Source organism: Nocardioides sp. WJ219 (assembly GCF_058559815.1).
On the sequence record NZ_JBZUJV010000005.1, the window covers coordinates 336,681 to 356,173 of the forward strand.

General features: G+C 74.5%; 8 protein-coding genes. 4 read left to right on the plus strand and 4 right to left on the minus strand.

Annotated features, from left to right (window positions below):
* The first annotated feature begins 22 nt into the window (after nt 1-22).
* Complete coding sequence (kstD, locus tag AC4MBH_RS14665) at nt 23-1,753, plus strand: 3-oxosteroid 1-dehydrogenase (RefSeq protein WP_491795639.1); 1,731 nt, start codon at nt 23-25, stop codon at nt 1,751-1,753.
* Complete coding sequence (locus AC4MBH_RS14670; protein ID WP_491795640.1) at nt 1,753-2,634, plus strand: MaoC/PaaZ C-terminal domain-containing protein; 882 nt, start codon at nt 1,753-1,755, stop codon at nt 2,632-2,634. Before kstD ends, AC4MBH_RS14670 begins: the two co-directional genes overlap by 1 nt.
* A 32-nt stretch (nt 2,635-2,666) precedes the next feature.
* On the opposite strand, the gene AC4MBH_RS14675 is transcribed toward AC4MBH_RS14670, so the two are convergent.
* Nucleotides 2,667-3,134: a winged helix-turn-helix transcriptional regulator gene (locus AC4MBH_RS14675; RefSeq protein ID WP_491795641.1), complete on the minus strand. Its 468-nt coding sequence runs from the start codon at nt 3,132-3,134 to the stop codon at nt 2,667-2,669.
* Between the two features lie 74 nt (nt 3,135-3,208).
* Here AC4MBH_RS14675 and AC4MBH_RS14680 point away from each other — a divergent pair, with 74 nt between their 5' ends.
* Both AC4MBH_RS14680 and AC4MBH_RS14685 read left to right on the plus strand, forming a co-directional pair.
* Nucleotides 3,209-4,612 (plus strand): MFS transporter, encoded by a 1,404-nt coding sequence (locus AC4MBH_RS14680; protein ID WP_491795642.1) that lies wholly within the window; start codon nt 3,209-3,211, stop codon nt 4,610-4,612.
* A gap of 10 nt (nt 4,613-4,622) precedes the next feature.
* Nucleotides 4,623-5,615: a lipid kinase gene (locus AC4MBH_RS14685; protein ID WP_491795643.1), complete on the plus strand. Its 993-nt coding sequence runs from the start codon at nt 4,623-4,625 to the stop codon at nt 5,613-5,615.
* Here AC4MBH_RS14685 and AC4MBH_RS14690 read toward each other — a convergent pair.
* The 3 genes from AC4MBH_RS14690 to AC4MBH_RS14700 are packed head-to-tail and all read right to left on the minus strand — an operon-like array spanning nt 5,612 to nt 19,401.
* The gene (locus AC4MBH_RS14690) at nt 5,612-6,844 is read right to left on the minus strand and encodes a DUF480 domain-containing protein (protein WP_491795644.1); all 1,233 of its coding nucleotides are present in this window, start codon (nt 6,842-6,844) and stop codon (nt 5,612-5,614) included. The two genes, AC4MBH_RS14685 and AC4MBH_RS14690, sit on opposite strands and share 4 nt — an antisense overlap.
* Nucleotides 6,845-6,880: 36 nt before the next feature.
* Nucleotides 6,881-7,369 (minus strand): hypothetical protein, encoded by a 489-nt coding sequence (locus AC4MBH_RS14695; RefSeq protein WP_491795645.1) that lies wholly within the window; start codon nt 7,367-7,369, stop codon nt 6,881-6,883.
* Nucleotides 7,366-19,401 carry a DUF7507 domain-containing protein gene (locus AC4MBH_RS14700; protein ID WP_491795646.1) on the minus strand — a complete coding sequence of 4,012 codons (12,036 nt, stop codon included), beginning with the start codon at nt 19,399-19,401 and terminating at the stop codon, nt 7,366-7,368. Before AC4MBH_RS14700 ends, AC4MBH_RS14695 begins: the two co-directional genes overlap by 4 nt.
* Between the last annotated feature and the right edge of the window lie 92 nt (nt 19,402-19,493).

Consider the following 19,493-nt stretch of genomic DNA (forward strand, 5'->3'; position numbering starts at 1 on the left):
GAACCTGTTACAGTTTCGCGCCATGAGCACCCCTCAGTCGTCGCTCCCCCGCGAGGTCGACGTCGTCGTGGTCGGGGCCGGCGGCGCCGGGATGACCGCGGCCCTCGCGGCCGCCGATCGAGGGCTCGGGACGGTCCTGCTGGAGAAGAGCGGCTGGTTCGGTGGCTCGACCGCCCGCAGCGGCGGCGGGGTGTGGATCCCCGGCAACTACGCGCTCAGGGCGGTCGGCCAGGACGACCCGCTCGAGAACGCCAAGCTCTACCTCGACTCGATCGTCGGCGACGTGGTGCCCAAGGTCCGTCGCGACACCTACCTCGACCGTGGCGCCGAGGTGATGGACTTCCTCCGGCGGCGCACGCCGGTCCGGTTCGCGTGGGTGCCCGACTACGCCGACTACCACCCCGAGCAGCCGGGCGGTCGCGCCCGCGGCCGGACCGTCGAGCCGGTCCCGCTCGACGCCCGCTTCCTGGGCCGCGAGCTCGAGCGGCTGCACCCGGCGTACACCAAGGCGCCGGCCAACCTGATCGTCACCCAGGCCGACTTCCGCAAGATCAGCCTCGGCCTGCGCACCCTCCGCGGCCCGCTCACCATGGCCAAGGTGACGTTCAGGCGGGTCGTCTCCGGGCTGCTGCGCCGGCGGATGTACGCCATGGGCAACGCGATCGCGATCGGGCTGCGCCAGGGGTTGGTGGACTGCGGCGTCCCGGTGCACTACGACACCGAGCTGCGCGACCTCGTCGTCGAGGACGGCCGCGTGGTCGGCGTGCGGGTGGTGCGCGACGGCGTCGAGCACGTCGTCCGCGCCCGTCGCGGCGTCGTGCTCGGCAGCGGCGGCTTCGAGCACAGCGCCGAGCTGCGCGAGCAGTACCTCCCGCAGCCGACCTCCACCGACTGGACCACCGGGTCGCAGAACAACACCGGCGGCGGCCTGCTCGCCGGCATCGCCGTCGGCGCCCGCACCGACCTCATGGACGACGGCTGGTGGGGGCCGACGATCCCGCTGCCGGGGCGGCCGTGGTTCTGCCTGGCCGAGCGCAACCTGCCCGGCTCGATCATCGTCAACCAGGCCGGCGAGCGGTTCATGAACGAGGCGCTCCCCTACGTCGAGGCGGTCCACGAGATCTACCGCGGCGAGGCCACCGGGGTCGGCCACGTGCCGTCCTGGATGGTCATCGACCAGCGCTACCGCAACCGCTACGTCTTCGCCGGGCTGATGCCGCGCCAGCCGTTCCCCGGCAAGTGGTTCGCGCAGGGCGTGGTCAAGAAGGCCGGCACCCTCGCTGGGCTCGCCGCCGAGATCGGCGTACCGGCGGCGGCGCTGGAACGCACCGTCGAGCGGTTCAACGGCTTCGCCGACAGCGGCGTCGACGTCGACCACCACCGCGGCGAGTCGGCCTACGACAAGTACTACTCCGATCCCACCGTCAAGCCCAACCCGTCGCTGCACCGCATCGACGAGGGTCCGTTCTACGCCGTCCAGATCGTCCCCGGCGACCTCGGCACCAAGGGCGGGCTGGTCACCGACGAGCGCGCCCGCGTGCTGCGGCCCGACGGGTCGGTCATCGCGGGCCTGTACGCCGCCGGCAACGTCTCGTCGGCGGTGATGGGCCACACCTACCCCGGCCCCGGCGGCACCATCGGCCCGGCGCTCGTCTTCGGCTACCTGGCCGCCGAGGACATCGCCGGCACGGTCGCGGTGCCGTCGACGCCGGCCGCGCCGGCCGTCGCGCGCCGCGAGCAGGAGACCGCCTGATGCCCATCGACCCCGACGTCGCGATCGGCGCCGACCTCGGTGACCGCACCTTCTCCTGGGCCGAGAGCGACGTGCTGCTCTACCACCTCGCCGTCGGCGCCGGCGCGCGCGAGGGCGACCCCGTCTCCCCCACGGCGCTCGCCTACACCCTCGACGGCCCCGGGCTGCGGGTGCTGCCGTCGTTCGGGGTGGTCGCGCCGACGTTCCACGAGACCGACCCGCCCCCGCTCGACCTGCCGGGCTGCGACATCAACCTGGCCCAGGTGGTGCACGGCTCGCAGGCGGTGACCGTGCACGGGCCGGTGCCCACCTCCGGCACCGCGACCATCTCCACGACGCTCACCGACGTCTGGGACAAGGGCAAGGCGGCCGTCATCTGGCAGGAGGGCGTCGCGCGGTCGGGGTCCGGCGACCCGCTGTGGACGGTGCGCTCGTCGATCTTCGTCCGCGGCGAGGGCGGCTGGGGCGGTGACCGCGGCGTCTCGAGCGCGGTGGCGGTGCCCGACCGCCGGCCCGACGCCGAGACGACGTACCGGGTCACGCCGCAGCAGGCGCTGCTCTACCGCCTCTGCGGCGACCGCAACCCCCTGCACGCCGATCCCGACTTCGCCACGAGGGCCGGCTTCCCGGCGCCGATCCTGCACGGCCTGTGCACCTACGGCATCGTGCTGCGCGAGCTCACCGACGCCCTGCTCGGCGGCGACGCCACCCGGGTGACGTCCTACGCCGCCCGGTTCTCCGGGGTCGTGTTCCCCGGCGAGACGATCCGGGTGCAGGGGTGGCGCACCGAGGGGTCGACGGTGGTGGCGACCGCGACCGTCGCCGGCGGCGAGCGCGACGGCTCCCCGGTGCTCGCCGACGTGGTGCTCGGCTCCGCCTGACCGGCGACCGCTAGTCGGGCGCTAGTCGGGCGCTAGTCGGGCGCCTCGCCCTGGGCGGCGTCGAACTCGGCCCGGGCGCGGGCGATCTGCTCCTGGTGCTCCTCGGTCCAGCCCACCAGCGCCTGGATCGTGCCGAGCAGCGTGCGGCCCATGGGGCTCAGGCAGTAGTCGACCCGGGGCGGCACGACCGGGTGCACGGTGCGGCACACCAGCCCGTCACGCTCGAGCTGGCGCAGCGTCACCGTCAGCATCCGCTGGCTGATGCCGTCGATCTCGCGCCGCAGCTCGGTGAACCGCATGGTGCGCTCCTGCAGCAGCGAGATCACCAGCAGCGACCACTTGTCGGCGATCCGGTCGAGGATCTGGCGCACCTCGCAGTCCTCGCGCCGGTCCCACTGGAAGGCGTCCCAGCAGTCGGGGCCGCCGGTCGGGTCCTGCTCGGGCCCGGACCCGGTCACCTCGGGGTAACCGGGTGACGTCGAAGTGCCTACTTCCTCCACCCGGGCATCGTGGACCACGCTGGGGGTCGGTTACAAGAGGTAACCAACCGTCGCCGTCGGCCCGAGGAGTGCCCGTGTCCACCGTCCCCGCCCAGGAACCGCACCGTCCCCTCGCCCGGATGACCGGGCGCGAGTGGGCCCTGCTGCTCGTGCTGTGCGGGGCGCTGTTCCTCGAGGGCATCGACGTCGCGATGCTCAACGTCGCCGTCCCGTCGATCAGCCGCGACCTCGGCCTGGCCACCGGGACCGCGCACTGGGTGATCAGTGCCTACGTGCTCGGCTACGCGGGCTTCATGCTGCTCGGCGGCCGCTCGGCCGACCTGTTCGGCCGGCGCCGGGTCTTCCTGGGCGCCCTGGCCGTGTTCGTGGCGTTCTCCGGCCTCGGCGGCCTCACCGACTCCGGGACGATGGTCGTGGTGGCCCGGTTCGTCACCGGCGCCGCCGCCGGGTTCATGACGCCCGCCGGCCTCAGCATCATCACGACCAGCTTCCCGGCCGGTCCGCTGCGCGACCGGGCGGTCGTCATCTACGGCGCCACTGGGGCCGCCGGCTTCACCCTGGGCACGGTCGCCGGCGGGGCGCTCACCAGCCTCAGCTGGCGGCTCGTCTTCCTGGCACCGGTGGTGCTGGGGACGGCGATCCTGGTGGCGGGTCGCGCGCTCATCCGCGCCGACGCGGTCACGCCGGCGCCGGCCGGTCGTTTCGACGTCACCGGCGCCGTGGTGGTGACCGCAGGGATGGTCGCGGCCGTCTACGGCCTGGTCTCCCTCGGCGAGGACGGCGACGTGGTCCGCGGTGTCATGGCCCTGGGCGTCTCCGCCCTCGCGGGTGCGGCCTTCGTCGCGGTCGAGCGGCGCGCGGCCGAGCCGCTGGTCCGGCTCGGGGTCCTGCGCGACGGCCAGCTGGTGCGCGCCACCCTGGCCGGCCTGCTGTTCATGGGGTCGTTCTTCGGCTTCCAGTTCCTGGTCACCCTCTACCTGCAGGACCTGCGCGGCTGGAGCCCGCTGGAGACCGGGATGACGTTCGCGGTGATGGGCCTGGACCTCCTGGTCGCGCCGCTGGTCACGCCGTACCTGGTGCGGCGGTTCGGGCACCTCGCGGTGATGACCGCCGGCCTGCTGAGTGCCGCGCTCGCCTTTGCGCTCTTCCTGCGGCTCGACGACGACTGGGACTACCTCGACATGCTCCCGATGCTGGTCCTGGTCGGCCTCGCCTTCGCGCTGGCCTACGGACCCCTCACCCTCGCCGCCACCCAGGACGTCGCCGAGTCCGAGCAGGGCCTGGCCGGCGGCGTGCTCTACACCGGCTTCCAGTTCGGGGCCGCGCTCGGGCTGGCCGCGGTCACCCTCGCCCTGGGCACCGAGGCGCACGAGACCTCGACGCTGGCCGACTTCCGCGGTGCCCTCGTCGTCCCGCTCGCGCTCACGCTGGCCGCGGTGCTCGTCATCGTGACGCGGTCGCACACCCGACGGTCCTAGAGTCGGGGCCATGGACGCCCCCGACACCGGTCACCAGCCACCAGGTCCCACGGTCTCCCTCGCCGACGTCGCGCTCGTGGTCAACGGCGGCTCCCGCAAGGGCCGCGAGGCCGGCGAGCTGGCCCGCGACCGGTTGCGGGCCGCCGGCGCCGGCACCGTCACCCTGTACGCCGCCCCCGACGGCTCACACCTCGGCTCGACCCTCGACGAGGCGATCGCCAGCGAGCCGAGCCTGCTCGTGGTCGGCGGCGGCGACGGGTCGGTCGGCTGCGCGGCCGGCCGGGTCGCGCACACCGGCACCCTGCTCGGCGTCCTCCCGCTCGGCACCGCCAACGACTTCGCCCGCACGCTGGAGATCCCGCGCGAGCTCGACGGCGCGGTCGCGGCCCTGGTCGACGGCCGGGTCGTCGACATCGACCTCGGCCGCGCCGGTGACCTGCCCTACCTCAACGTCGCGTCCCTCGGCCTCTCGGTCGCCACCACGGCGCGGCTGACGCCCGGCATGAAGAAGCGGATGGGGCCGCTCGCCTACCCGGCCGCGGCGGCCCTCGCCTACCGCACCCACGTCCCGTTCTCGGCGCGCCTGGAGTTCCCCGACGGCGACCACCCGCCGCTGGAGGCCCACGACCTGCTCCAGGTGGCCGTCGGCAACGGCCGGCACTACGGTGGCGGCTTCACCGTGGCCCGCGGCGCCGGCATCGACGACGGCACCCTCGACGTCTACTGCATCGAGAAGGCCCGGATCCGCGACCACGTCTCCATCGCCCGGATGTTCCGCACCGGCGAGTTCATCGACCACGACAACGTCCACCACGCCGTCACCTCCGCGGTCCGCGTGGTCACCGACCCGCCCCAGCCGGTCAACCTCGACGGCGAGGTGATCGCCGAGACGCCGCTGACGTTCCGGCTCGAGCGCAACGCCGTGCACGTCGTCGTCCCGGCCACCAGCCGCGCCGCCCGCTGGGACGGGAGTGGTCCCCAGGACCAGGACCCAGCGCCCTAGGGCTTGCGGCCGATCACGTAGAGGCGCTCCGACGTCTCGCCGCGGGCGGGGACGGGGCCCCGGCGGTACCACTCGACGTCGACGAGCCCGGCGCGCTCGACGAGCGCGGCGACCTCCGCGGGCTGGTGGTGGACGAAGTCGAGGTCGACCTCCTGCTCGAACCACGACGTGTGGTGGCGCACCTCGACGCCGGCGTGCATCGCCACCACCAGCCAGCCGTCGGGGCGCAGCGGCCGCACCAGCGACTCCACCGCGCCCGGCAGCTCGGAGGCGGCGAGGTGGATCAGCGAGTACCACGCCAGCACCGCCGCCCAGCCCGGTCCGTTGACGGGCCGCATCAGCGACCTGAGGTCGCCGACCTCGTAGACCCCGTCGGGGAAGCGGCGCCGGGCCTCCTCGACCATCTCCGGCGCCAGGTCGATGCCGGTGGCGTCGGCGCCGGCCTCGGCGAGGTACGCCGTGACGTGGCCCGGCCCGCAGCCGACCTCGACCACGGGGTCGGTGCCCGCGTGCGCGGCGACGCGGTCGAGGACCCAGCGCTCGAAGGGCAGCCCGGCCAGCTCGCCGGTCAGCGCCTCGGCGTACGACGCCGCGACGGCGCCGTAGGCCGCCCGCACCTTGGCGTCGCGCGCCGCGGGCCCGTCGGCGAGCACGACGTCGCGGTCGACCGCGTCAGCGGCGGGAGCGGCGGTGTCGGCCGGCAGCTCCACCGGGCCCAGCAGGTGGATCCACCGGCTCTCGCGCTCGCGGGGCTGGCGCGGCAGCTCGCGCACCAGCGGCAGGTCGCGGCCGGCCAGCCGCGCCAGGCACGCCTCGACGGCGCCGCGGTCGGGGAAGGTGTGCAGCCGCTCGGTGCGGGCCTTGAGGGCACCCGGGGGCTGGGCACCACGCAGCAGCAGCACGGTGACCAGCGCCCGCTCGTCGTCGGCCAGGTCGAGGCGCACCGACAGCGTCTGCACGTACTTCAGCGTGCGGCGGCCGCGGTCGTCCCAGGTGACCGCGGCAAGGTCGCGCTGCTTGAGCTCGCGCAGCGTCTCGTGCACCACGCGCTCGTCGTAGTCGACGACCGGCTCGCGGCTGCTGTTCTGGTTGCAGGCGGTGCGCACCGCGTTGACCGTCATCGGGTAGGTCGACGGCACCGTCACCTCCTTCTCCAGGAGGCTGCCGAGGACGCGTTGCTCCTCGGCGGTCAGCACGGGCAGGGCGGTCGGGCCGCTCGTCTCGCTCACGTCGGCCGAATCTAGTCCAGGTCGGACGACCCGCGGTCAGGCGCGGCCGCGCTCGACGAAGAACGTGCACTCCGAGACCCCGGCCGGCACCCGCGCCTTGAGCCTCGCCTCCGTCGACCCGTCGGGGCCGACGTCACGCACCACCTCCACCGCGCGGGCCAGCACGTCGGAGGTGTCGTTGATCCAGCTGACGGTGAGCGCGTAGTCGTAGCGCTCGTCGGCCGCGTTGGTGATCGTGCCGCGCACCACCTGGCGCCCCTCGTCGGTGCCGCAGTCGCCGAACTCGACGTCGCCCAGCGCCCCCTCCGCCCTGCGCAGGGTGGGGACCGGGGGCAGGTCGCTCGGCGAGATCTTCGCGGTGTCGACCTCGGGTGCCGGCGCGGCCTCGGAGGTGGTGCCCGTGCCGGTCCCCGACCCCGGGTCGGGCCCGTCGTCGTCCCCGGAGCACCCACCGAGCAGCAGCGGGGCCAGGAGCAGCGTCGACACAGCCAGGCTCGGCTGCCGGAACCGGCGGAACGTCGTCACGGGGTGTCCTCTCGATCTCTGCGGCGGCCGAGCAGCATCAGGACGGCACCCGCCAGCAGCAGGCCGGCGGTGAGCAGCAGGAACACGAACGCCACGCCGCCGGTGTCGGGCAGGAAGCCGCCGTCGCCGGTGCCGTCGGACCCGTCGTCGGTGTCGGTGCCGGTGTCGTTGCCGGTGTCGCTACCGGTGTCGGTGTCGGTGCCGCCCGGGTCGGGGTCGCTCGTCGTGGGCGGGTCGCTCGGGGAGTCGTCCCGGTCCACGGGCACGGCCACCGCGTCCTGGGTGCTGGCGACCTGCGCGCCGTCCGGGTCCTCCGCCGTCGCGGTGGCGACGTTCTCGACGGGTCCGTCGAGGTCGTCCCGGGTGACCTCGTAGGTCGCCGTGCAGCGGACGGTGTCTCCCGGACCGACCGGGCCCGCCGGGCACACCACGCTCGTCCCGGCCCGCTCGAGCATCGGGTCGTCCACGCCGACGTCGGTCACGGTGACGGTGCCGGTGTTGGTGACGGCGAAGGTGTAGGCGATGGTCTCCCCCGCATCGGCGCGGCGGTCGCCGTCGGCGTCGGCCAGCGTGGCGCTCTTGGCCAGCGTCAGGGCGGCCCGGGCCGCCAGGTCGGTGGACGTGGAGTCGGGCTGGCTGGTCACCGGGTCCCCCGCGGCCGCGGTGCCCGGGGCACCCGCCGCAGCGGCGGTGGCCGTGTTGGCGACCGAGCCGGCGTCCACGTCGCCCTGGGTGATCACGTAGGGCGCCGCGGTGCAGTCGACGGAGTCGCCCGGGGCGAGACGCCCCGCGGGGCAGGTCGCGCCGGCCAGCAGGTCGTCGTCGACGCTGACGCCGGCGAGGGACACGGTGCCGGAGTTGGTGGCCTCGAAGGAGTAGGTGATGGTGTCGCCGACGCCGATCTCACCGTCGTCGTCACGGTCGACCGGAGTGCCCGCCTGCTTGTCCAGGCGCAGGCCCAGCACGACGTCCGTGCTGGTGGTCAGGCGGTCCACCGCGTCCGGGACGGCGTCCCCGTCGGGGTCGACCGCGCCGGCGGTCGCGGTGTTGACCACCTCGCCGGCGTCGGCGTCGGCCTGCGTGACGACGTACGGCGCGTCGGCGGTGCAGGTGGTCGAGCCACCCGGCAGCAGCGGGGCCGGTGCACAGGTGACCGTGCCGACCAGGGGGTCGGTGATGCGCACGTCGCGGACCGGCACGTTGCTCGCGTTGGTGACGTCGAAGAGGTAGGAGATCGTGTCGCCGGCGGCGATGCGTCCGTCACCGTCGACGTCGACGGGGTCGGCGGCGCGCTTGTCGAGCAGCAACCCGGTGGCCGGCACCGTGGTCGTGGTCGCGGTGGTCGCCGGACCGCTCACCTCGGGGTCGCCGTCCGGGTCGGTCCCCCCGACGGTGGCGGAGTTGGCCACCACGCCGCGGGACTCGTCGGCCGCCGTGACGACGTACGGACCCTCGGCGCGGCACCGGGCCTGGCCCTGGGGGTCGAGCCGGGTCGGCGTGCAGGTGACGTCGATCCCGGCCTCGCCCAGGAGCGGGTCGTCCACCGCGACGTCGGTCATCGGCACGTTGCCGGTGTTGGTGACCACGAAGGAGTAGGTGATCTCGTCGCCGGCGTCGACGACGCCGGAGTCGTTGACGTCGATGGGGTCGCTCGCCGCCTTCTCGAGCACCAGCCCGGGCGCCGGCCGGGTCGCCGGCCGCTGGGCCGTGGCGGGCCCGCTCTCCACCGTGCCGCCGTCGGGGTCGCGGCCCGCGGCGGTGGCGATGTTGGCCACGGAGCCGGCCTGCTCGTCGGCCTCGTCGACGACGTAGGGCCGGTCGCCCGTGCAGCTGCTGCTGCCACCCACGCCCACCACCAGCGGGGCGCAGGTGATCCGCACCCCCGCCGCCTCGAGCATCGGGTCCGCCACCGCGACCGCGGAGACGGGCACGTTGCCGGTATTGGTCACCGTGAAGAAGAAGGCGATCTCGTCGCCGGCGTCGGTGAGGCCCGAGCCGTTGACGTCGATCGGGGTCCCGGCGCGCTTGGCCAGCGCGAGCGCCGGCTGCGGGACGGTCGTCGGTGTGGTCGACGTCGCCGGCGGGCTCGCGACCTCGGCGCCGTCGGGGTCGGTGGTGAGGGCCCGGGCCGAGTTGGCGACGGCACCGGCCCGCACGTCGGCGTCGGTGACGACGTACGGCTCGCTGGTGGTGCAGGTGGCCTGCCCGCCCGGCGGCACCGGACCCGCCGGGCAGGTCACGACGATGCGGCCGAGCAAGGGGTCGTCGATGCGGAGCGACCGCAGTGGGACGTTGCCCGTGTTGGTCACCGTGAAGCTGAAGTCGATCTCGTCGCCGGCGTCGGTGAGGCCCGAGCCGTTGACGTCGACCGGCTCCCCGGCGTCCTTGCGCAGCACCAGCCGCGGGGCCGGCACGGCCACCGGTGTCGTGGTGGTGTCGGGCAGGCTGCGGACCGGGGCGCCGTCGGGGTCGGTCGCGGTGGCCGCGGCGCGGTTGGTCACGAAGCCCGCGGCCTCGTCGTCCTCGCTGACGACGTACGCCGTGCCGGCCTCGCAGGTGGCCACCCGGCCGGCCGGCAGGGTCGTGGGTGCGCACTCGACCGCACCGACCAGCGGGTCGTCGACGCCGACGCCGCTCAGCGGCACGTTGCCGGTGTTGGTGACCACGAACGTGAACCGGATCCGGTCGCCGGCGTCGACGATGCCGGACCCGTTGGTGTCGACCGGCGCCTCCGCGGTCTTCTCGACCAGCAGGGACGGCCGCGGGGTGGTGGCGGTGGTCGACGTCGTGCTCGGCGGGCTGACCAGGGTGGCGCCGTCGGGGTCCGTGGCGGCCGCCGTCGCCCGGTTGGCCACCCGCCCGGCGGCCTCGTCGGCCTCGGTCACGACGTAGGGCCGGCTCGTGGTGCAGGTGGCCACCTCGCCCGGGCCGAGGGCGACGGGCTCGCAGGCGACGTCGACACCGGCCTCACGCAGCATCGGGTCGTCGACCGCGACCGCACCCACCGGCACGTTGCCGGTGTTGGTGACGGTGAACGAGAACCGGACGGTGTCCCCCGCGTCGGTGAGCCCGGAGCCGTTCCGGTCGACCGGCTCGCCGGCACGCTTGTCGAGCACCACGCCCGGCTGCGGCACCGTGGTGGTCGTCGACGTCGTGTCGCGCGCGCTCCGGACCTCGCCACCGGCGGGGTCGGTGCCGCCGGCGGTGGCCTCGTTGTCCACCCGTCCGGCGGACTCGTCGGCCTCGGTCACGACGTAGGGGTCCGCGGCGGTGCAGGTGGCGACGCCACCGGGGGTGAGGGTCGTCGGGTCGCAGGTGACCGCGATGCCGGCGCGGGCGAGCAGGTCGTCGGCGACGGTGACCCCACGGACCGGGACGTTGCCGACGTTGGTGACGGTGAAGGCGTAGGTGATCTCGTCGCCGGCGTCGGTGATCCCCGAGGAGTTGACGTCGGCGGGCGTGCCGGCGTCCTTGTCGATCGTGAGCGCCGGACGCGGCTGCGTGGTCGCGGTGGTGGTGGACGCCTGGTTGCTCGGCGGGGTGGCTGCGCCGTCGGGGTCGGTCCCCGTCGCGGTGGCCACGTTGACGACGTTGCCGGCCTGCACGTCGGCAGCCGTGACCACGTAGGGTCCGTCGGTCTCGCAGGTGGCCGTGGCCCGGGGCGACAGCGTCGTGGGCGTGCAGGTGACGGTGACCCCGGCCGCCTCGAGGGTGGGGTCGACGACGCGTACCGCCGTCACCGGCACGTTGCCGGTGTTGGTGACGGTGAACGCGTAGGTGATCTCGTCGCCCGCGTCGACCAGCCCGGAGCCGTCGACGTCGACCGGCGTGCCGGCCGACTTGGCGACCTGCAGCGAGGGCTGCGGGAGGACGACCGGGGTGGAGGTGGAGTCGGGGGGCCCGGTGACGTCGCCGCCGTCGGGGTCGGTGCCGCCGACGGTGGCGGTGTTGGCGACGGAGCCGCTGCGCTCGTCGGCCTCGGTCACCACGTAGGGGACGTCGGTGGTGCACGACGTGCTCTCCCCCGCCACGATCCGATCGGGACAGGCGATGGCGATGCCCGCGTCGGCGAGCATCGGGTCGGTGACCGTGACGTCGTCGAGAGGCACGTTGCCGGTGTTGGTGACGGTGAACGTGAACCGGATGGTGTCGCCCGCGTCGGTGAGGCCCGAGCCGTTGACGTCGACCGGCTCGCCGGCCGTCTTGTCGACCTCGAGCGCCGGCTGGGGCCGGGTGGTGGCGGTGGACGTCGAGCTGGGTGCGCTGCGCAGCGGGCCGGTGGCCGTGCCGGTCGCGGTGGCGGTGTTGGCGACGTAGCCGGCCCCGACGTCGGCGGCGGTCACGACGTACGGCGCGTCGGCGGTGCAGACGACCGACCCGTCGACCTCGAGCGTCCGTCCGGCGCAGGTGACGCCGGTGCCGACGGCCGCGAGGAGGGGGTCGTCGACCGCGACGTCGGTGATCGTGGTGTTGCCGGTGTTGCGGACGGTGAACGAGAACCGGATCGTGTCACCGCGGTCGGTGAGGCCGGACGCGTTGACGTCGACGGGGGCGGACGCGGACTTCACCAGGTTGAGGGCCGGCCGGCGGTCCAGCGGCGTCGACGTGTCGTCGCGCGGGCTCTGCACGACGCCGCCGTCGGGGTCGTTGCCCAGCCCGGTGGCGCTGTTGTTGACGACGCCGGCGTCGACCTCGGCCTGGGTGACCGTGTGGGTCAGCTCGACGCAGGTCGCGGAGCGCCCCGGCGCCAGGGTGATCGCGGCGTCGCACGCGGTGACGAACCCGCCGGTGGCGGAGGGGAACAGCGGGTCGGAGACGCGCAGCACCTCGAGCGGGACGTTGCCGGTGTTGCTGACCACGAACGTGTAGGTGACGGTGTCGCCGGCGTCGATGCCGTTGCCGTCGACGTCCTGCGGCTCGCCGGCGGACTTCTCCACGACCAGCGAGGGCTGCGGGAGCGTGACCGGGGTCGAGGTGGTGTCGGGGGGGCTGCCGACCGCTCGTCCGTCGGGGTCGACGCCCGTGGCCGTGGCCGAGTTGGCGACCGTGCCGGTCTGCTCGTCGGCGTCGGTGACGACGTAGGCACGGTCGGTGGAGCAGGTGGTGGACGCACCGACCGGCAGCCGCCGGTCGACGCAGGTGACGGTCAGGCCGGCCCCGGTCAGCAGCGGGTCGACGACGGCCACCGAGGTCACCGCGACGTTGCCGACGTTGGTGACCACGAAGGAGAACGTGACCTGGTCGCCGGCGTCGGTGATGCCGGAGCCGTTGACGTCGGCCGGCGCCGCCGCACGCTTGTCGACCTGCAGGCCGGGCTGGGGCGTGGTGGTGGCCGTGGACGCCTGGGCCGGCGGACTCACGACGCGGCCCCCGTCGGGGTCGAGGCCCTCGGCGGTGGCGACGTTGCTCACGGCGCCGGACCCGACGTCGGCGGTGGTGACGACGTAGGGCCCCGAGGTGGTGCACACCTGCTGCTCGCCCGGCGCGAGCCGCGGCTCGGGGCAGCTGATCGTGATGCCGGCAGCCGCCAGCTTGGGGTCGGAGACGGCGACGGCCCGGACCGGCACGTCACCGGTGTTGGCGACCGTGAAGGAGTAGACGATGCGGTCGCCGGCGTCGACCAGGCCGGAGTCGTTGGCGTCGACCGGCTCGCCGGCGGCCTTGTCGATCCGCAGTGCGGGCTGCGGCGCCCGGACCGGTGTCGTGGTGGAGTCCTCGCCGCTGCCGACCGGGTCGCCGTCGGGGTCGGTCGCCGTCGTCGTCGCGGTGTTGACGACCCGGCCCTGTGCCTCGTCGTCGGCGGTCACGACGTAGGCGTCGTCGGCCACGCAGGCGGCGGTCTCGCGAGGGGCGAGCCGCACCGGGGCGCAGGTGATCCCGGTGTCGAGCGAGTCGAGCAGGGGGTCGTCGACGACCACGGCACGCAGCGGCACGTTGCCGGTGTTGGTGACCGCGAACCGGAAGGTGATCTCGTCCCCGGCGTCGGTGAGCCCCGAGCCGTTGACGTCGACCGGGGCGTCGGCGGTCTTGCGCACCCGCAACCCGGGGGCCGGCGTGGCGGTCGGGGTCGTCGTGGAGGCCTCGTCGCTGGGGGGCGTGGGGTCGCCGTCGGGATCGGTGGCGCCGGCCGTGGCGACGTTGGTGACCGACCCGGCGGCCTCGTCGGCCTCGGTGACCACGTACGGCGCGGACGCCGCGCAGGTGGCGGACGCACCGGGTGCGAGGGCGGCGGGCGTGCAGCTCACCGAGACGCCGGCCCCGGTCAGCAGCGGGTCGTCGACCGTGACCCCGGAGACCGGGACGTTGCCGGTGTTGGTGACGGCGAACGCGTAGCCGATCTCGTCACCGGCGTCGGTGAGGCCCGAGCCGTTGACGTCGACGGGCGTCCCGGCGGTCTTGCGCACGACCAGAGCCGGTCGGGGCGTGGAGACCGGCGTGGTGGTCGCGTCGGGCGGGCTCGTCACGGCACCACCGTCGGGGTCGGTGCCGCCGGCCGTGGCGGAGTTGACGACGGTCCCCGCGACCTCGTCGGCGTCGGTGACGACGTACGGCGCTGACGCGGTGCAGTCGGTCGTCTCCCCGGGGGCGAGCGTGGTGGCCCCGCACGTGATCGTGACGTCGGCGTCGCGCAGCCGCGGGTCGTCGACGGCCACCCCGGAGACCGGCACGTTGCCGGTGTTGGAGACCGAGAAGGTGTAGGCGATCTCGTCGCCGGCGTCGACCAGGCCGGAGCCGTTGGCGTCGACCGGCCGAGCGGCGTCCTTGGCGACGGCCAGGGCCGGCACCGCCGCCGTGACGGGGGTCGCGGTGCTGTCGGGCAGCGAGGCGACCGCGCCGCCGTCGGGGTCGGTGGCCGACGCCGTCGCGGTGTTGGTGACCGCGCCGGCCGCCTCGTCGTCCTCGGTGACGACGTAGGCGCCGCTGGTCGTGCAGGCGCGGGACGCGCGGGGGGCCAGCGGCGCGGTGCCGCAGTCCACGGCGACACCGGCCGCCTCGAGCACCGGGTCGTCGACCGCGAGGTCGTCGACCGGCACGTTGCCGGTGTTGGTGATCGTGAAGGTGAAGGCGATCGTGTCGCCGGCGTCGGTGATGCCCGAACCGTTGACGTCCTGGGGGTCCGCGGCGCTCTTGTCCAGCACGACGGCCGGCGCCGGGCTGGTCACCGGGACCGACGTCGAGTCGGCGCCGCTGACGACCTCGTCGCCGTCGGGGTCGGTGCCGGCGGCGCGCGCGGTGTTGGACGCGGCGCCGGCGGCCTCGTCGTCCTCGGTGACGACGGTGGCGGCCGTCGCCCGGCACGCGGTGGAGGCACCGGGTGCCAGGGTCGTGGCCTCGCACACGACGGCGACGCCGGCGGCACCCAGCCGCGGGTCGCGGACCTCGACGCCGCGCACGGGGACGTTGCCGGCGTTGGTGACCGTGAAGGAGTAGGTGATCCGGTCGCCGGCGTCGGTGAGGCCCGACCCGTTGACGTCGACCGGGTCACCGGCCTCCTTCGCCACGACCAGCGAGGGCGACGGCGTCGACGTCGGCGTCGAGGTCGCGTCGGCGGCGCTGACGACGACCCGGCCGCCGGCCAGCACGCCCTCGGCGTAGGCACTGTTGTCGACCGACCCGGCGGCCTCGTCGGCGGTGGTGACGACGTAGGCCTGCGACGCGACGCACGTGGCGGTCGCGCCGACCGGCAACCGCGACGGGGCGCACACGACGGTGATGCCCTGGGCGGCGAGGGTGGCGTCGTTGACGGAGACCTCGGTCACCGGCACGTTGCCCTGGTTGGAGACCCGGAACTGGTAGCTGATGCGGTCCCCGGCGTCGGTGAGGCCCGAGGCGTTGACGTCGACCGGCGTGCCGGCGCTCTTCTCCACGACGAGCTCGGGGGCCGGCTCGGTGGTGAGCACCGTCGCGGAGTCGGGGTCGCTGCGCACCGGGTCGCCGTCGGGGTCGGTGGCGCGCGCGGTGGCGGTGTTGCGGACGAGCCCGTCACGCTCGTCGGCCGCCGTGACGACGTACGGCGTGTCGGTCGTGCAGACGGTCGACCCGCCCGCGACCAGCGGGCCACCGGGGTCGCAGGTGACGGACCCGCCGGCGAGCCGGGGGTCGTCGACCGACGCGGCCCGCAGCGGCACGTTGCCGGTGTTGGTCACCACGAACGTGTAGTCGACCTCGTCCCCGGCGTCGGTCACGCCGTTGGCGTTGGCGTCGAACGGCGCGCCCGCGGTCTTCTCGATGCTCAGCGAGGGAGCCGCGGTCACCGTCGGCACGCGGGTGCTGTCCTCGTCGGAGACGCGCGCCCCGCGCGGCGGTGCGGCCGTGACCCGTGCGGTGTTGACGACCTCGCCGGCCTGCTCGTCGGCAGCCGTCACCCGGTAGCCGCCCGACGCGACGCAGGTGCGCTCGGCGCCCGGGGCGAGCGGCCCCGCCGGGCAGGTGACGGTGAGGCCCTGTCCGGTCAGGAGCGGGTCGTCCAGCTCGACCGCGGTGAGGGGGACGTTGCCGTCGTTGACGACGCGGAAGCCGTAGGCGATGCGGTCACCGGCGTCGGTGATGCCGGAGCCGTTGGGATCGGTGACGGCATCGACGGTCTTGACCACGCGGACCGCGGGCGCGGGCGCCACGACCGGCGTGGTGGTCGAGTCGGGCGCACTGCTGACCGGGGCACCCGAGGGCGCCACGGCCCGCGCCGTGGCGGTGTTGGTGACGGCCCCGTCGGCCTCGTCGGCCGCGGTGACCACGTACGGCGCGCTCGTGGTGCAGGCGGCCGTCTCCCCCGGCGCCAGGCCACCCGCGGGCACGCACCCGACCGTGGTGCCGGCCGCGGCCAGGCGCGGGTCGTCGACGGCGACGGCGCTCAACGGCACGTTGCCGGTGTTGCGCACCGTGAAGGAGTAGCGGATGCGGTCGCCGGCGTCGGTGTTGCCCGAGCCGTCGACGTCGACGGGCTGCTCGGCGACCTTGTCCACGGTGAGCGACGGCGCCGGCGCGGCCACCGGGGTGGTCGTGCTGGCAGGCGGGCTGGTGACCGGGCCGTCCGTGGTCGTGCCCCGTGCCGTCGCGGTGTTCTGGACCGCGCCGCGGTCCTCGTCGGCGGTGGTGACGACGTACGGGCCCGAGGAGGTGCACGTCGCGGTGTCGCCGGGCGCCAGGGTGCGGGGCGTGCACGCCACCGTCACACCAGACCGTGCGAGCGTCGGGTCGTCGACGAGGGTGCCGCCGACGGTGAGGTTGCCGGTGTTGCGCACCGAGAAGGAGTAGGTGATCCGGTCGCCGGCGTCGACGATCCCGGAGCCGTTGGCGTCGACCGGGGCGCCGGCGGTCTTGGTGAGGGTGAGGGCGCCTCCGCGCGGCAGCGGGGTCGAGGTGGCGTCGACGTTGCTGGTGACGGTCGTGCCGGAGGGCCGGGTCGCCGTGGCGGTGGCGGCGTTGTTGACCGCGCCGGCGTCGACGTCGTCCTGGGTGACGGCGTACGGCGCCGCGGAGCAGGTGGTGGAGGCCCGCGGTGCGAGCGTGGTGGCCGCGCAGGTGAGGCCGGTGAGGCGGGAGTCCTGGACCGCGACGTCGCGCAGGGTGGTGGTGCCGGTGTTGGTGACGGCGAAGTCGTAGGTGATGCGGTCGCCGGCGTCGACGCGACCGCTGCCGTTGGTGTCGGCCGGCAGGGTGGCGGTCTTGTCGAGCAGCAGCTCGACGCGGGGGGCGAACGTCGTGGTGGCCGTCGCCGGGTCGCTGGTCACCGCACCGCCCTGCGGGTCGGTGGCCGTGGCCCGGGCCGTGTTGGTCACCGACCCGGCGTCGACGTCGACCTGGGTGAGCGTGTAGGCGGCCGTGCACACCCGGGTGGCGCCCGGGGCGAGCGGCCCGGTCGGGCAGGCCACGTCACCGACGAGCGGGTCGACCACCGTGACCCCGGTCAGCGGGACGTCGCCGCTGTTGCGCACCGTGAAGGTGTAGGGCACCCGGTCGCCGGCATCGACCCCGTTGCCGTCCAGGTCGGTGACCGGACCGCCTGACTTGGTCAGCTGGAGGGCCGGGCTGAAGACGTCGACGTCGGCGCTGTCGCGCGCGGTGACGACGCTGCCGACCGGGCCCGAGGCCCGGACCTGGACCGTGTTGGTGACGTCGGCGGTCACCCGATCCACGGTGCAGGTGTAGGTCCGGCTCTCCCCCTGCGGCAGGCTGGCGAAGGTCCGGTCGCAGGCGTCGACGCGGTCGTCGTCGACCACGACGTCGGTGAGCACGATCTCGCCGGTGTTCGCGACCACGACGGTGTAGGTCACCGACCCCCCGGTGCGCACGACCTCCGGGCTCGCCGTCTTGGTCACCGCCACCGCAGGGCGGACGACGTCGACCGTCGCGGAGGCCGAGTCGGTGGCGGCCCGGCCGAGCGAGTCGACGCCACGGGCGTTGACCGTGTTGGTCGTGTCGGCGGTGATCGTGCCGGTGCAGGTGTAGGTCTGGGTGGCGCCGACCGCGAGGGTGCCGAGGTTGGGACGGCTGCAGGCGGGGTTCGACGGGTCGCCGACGCTCACCGAGGCCAGAGGGGTGTCGCCGGTGTTGGACACCCCGATCGTGTAGGTCACGGTGGTGCCGGTCACCACCACGGCGGGCGCCACGGTCTTGACGACGTCGATCGCCGGGTTGAGGACCTCCACGGTCGCCGACGAGCTGCCGCTGATGGTCTCGCCGATCGGGCTCCGGCCCACGGCCTGCGCGGTGTTGGTGAGGTCGTCGGCGGGGGCCGCAGAGGTGCACGTGTAGGTGACGACCTGGCCACCGGCGAGCGTCCCGCTACCCAGCGGGCTGCGCGCGCACGCCGGGACCGCGGTGTCGACGACGCGGGCCTGGGTGATCGTGCTGGTGCTGGTGTTCTCGACGCGGATCGTCCAGGTGAGGGGGTCGCCCTGGTGCGCGACCGTCGGCGACACCGTCTTGGTGATGCACAGGTTGGGCACCACGACCGAGAGCCCCACCGCCTGCAGCAGGTAGGCGTCGCCGCTGGTGCCGAGCGAGAGCCGCGCGCTCGTGTCGCCGACCTTGATCACCGTGCCGGGCACGCTGAAGTTCTTGGCGTCGACGGAGAAGTTGTTGCTGTAGGCGGGCGCGCTCGCTCCCCGGGCGTTGCTGGTGAAGAAGTTGTTGGTCGCGCCGGTCAGCGGCTCGGGGATGTTGGTGCCGTTGATCGACAGCGTGTCGCCGGTGATGCCGGCGTCGCCCTCGTAGGCGATCACCCCCACGTTGGCGGGGGTGTCGCTGACGCGGAAGCCCCCGACGTCGACGACGGTGGCGGGGTCGTTGGCGCCCTGGCGGACGTGGCCGTCGTAGAGGAACACCCGCCGCTTGGGGGTCGCGCAGTCGGGGTTGACGACCTCGTAGACCACCTCGAGCGCCCACCCGCCGTGGCACGCGGGCCCCGAGCCGGAGAACACGTTGCCGACGGTCACGGTCGCGGTCGTGCCGCCGGCGACGGACGCGAGCTGGGCGGTGACGTCGGCCTCGGCGGTGTACTGCCGGGCGCCGGCGGTGCCGCCCGGCGTCGGACCGGTGTCAGCGGTGTACGACGCCGGGGCGACGGAGGAGTAGGCGCCGGCGTTGACGGCGAGCTGGACCGGGTCCCGGCTGGTGCGGTTGGCGGGAAAGACGGTCCCGGCCGTCGTGCCGGCCTCGCAGAAGGAGCCCTCGCGGACACCGCTCCAGTTGAGCCGGGCGTAGCGGACCCGGGTCCCGGTCGGGATGCTCAGCTGGGCGCGGGAGGAGTTGAAGGTCGAGGCCACGCCGTCGACGTCGGCGAACGACATCGTGTACAGGTTGTTGTGGCCGCTGGTCTGCCGGCTCGCGGCGGTGAGGCAGGCCGGTTGGTTGGGACCGCACTGGAGCACGGTGTTGCCGACCAGCACGAAGTCGCCGTAGACCTCCTGGTCGTAGACCGAGGTGACCGGCTCGATCACGCCCGCCAGGGCCCGCGGCGGCGTGAGCACGTCGACACTCGACAACACGCCCGCCACCAGGGCGACCACCGCCACCTGGATCCATCGCACTGATCTGAACACTCGCCGCCCACCGTTCCCTGGAGAGGGGCCCCCACCCCTTGGTCGTGCACTTGCGCGCACCCAAGGACCACGAGCCGTGG

Bases quoted from the DNA above. Each gene is read 5' to 3' on its own strand.
- AC4MBH_RS14685 (WP_491795643.1), top strand. From the start codon at position 4,623: ATGGACGCCCCCGACACCGGTCACCAGCCACCAGGTCCCACGGTCTCC.
- AC4MBH_RS14670 (WP_491795640.1), top strand. From the start codon at position 1,753: ATGCCCATCGACCCCGACGTCGCGATCGGCGCCGACCTCGGTGACCGC.
- kstD (WP_491795639.1), top strand. From the start codon at position 23: ATGAGCACCCCTCAGTCGTCGCTCCCCCGCGAGGTCGACGTCGTCGTG.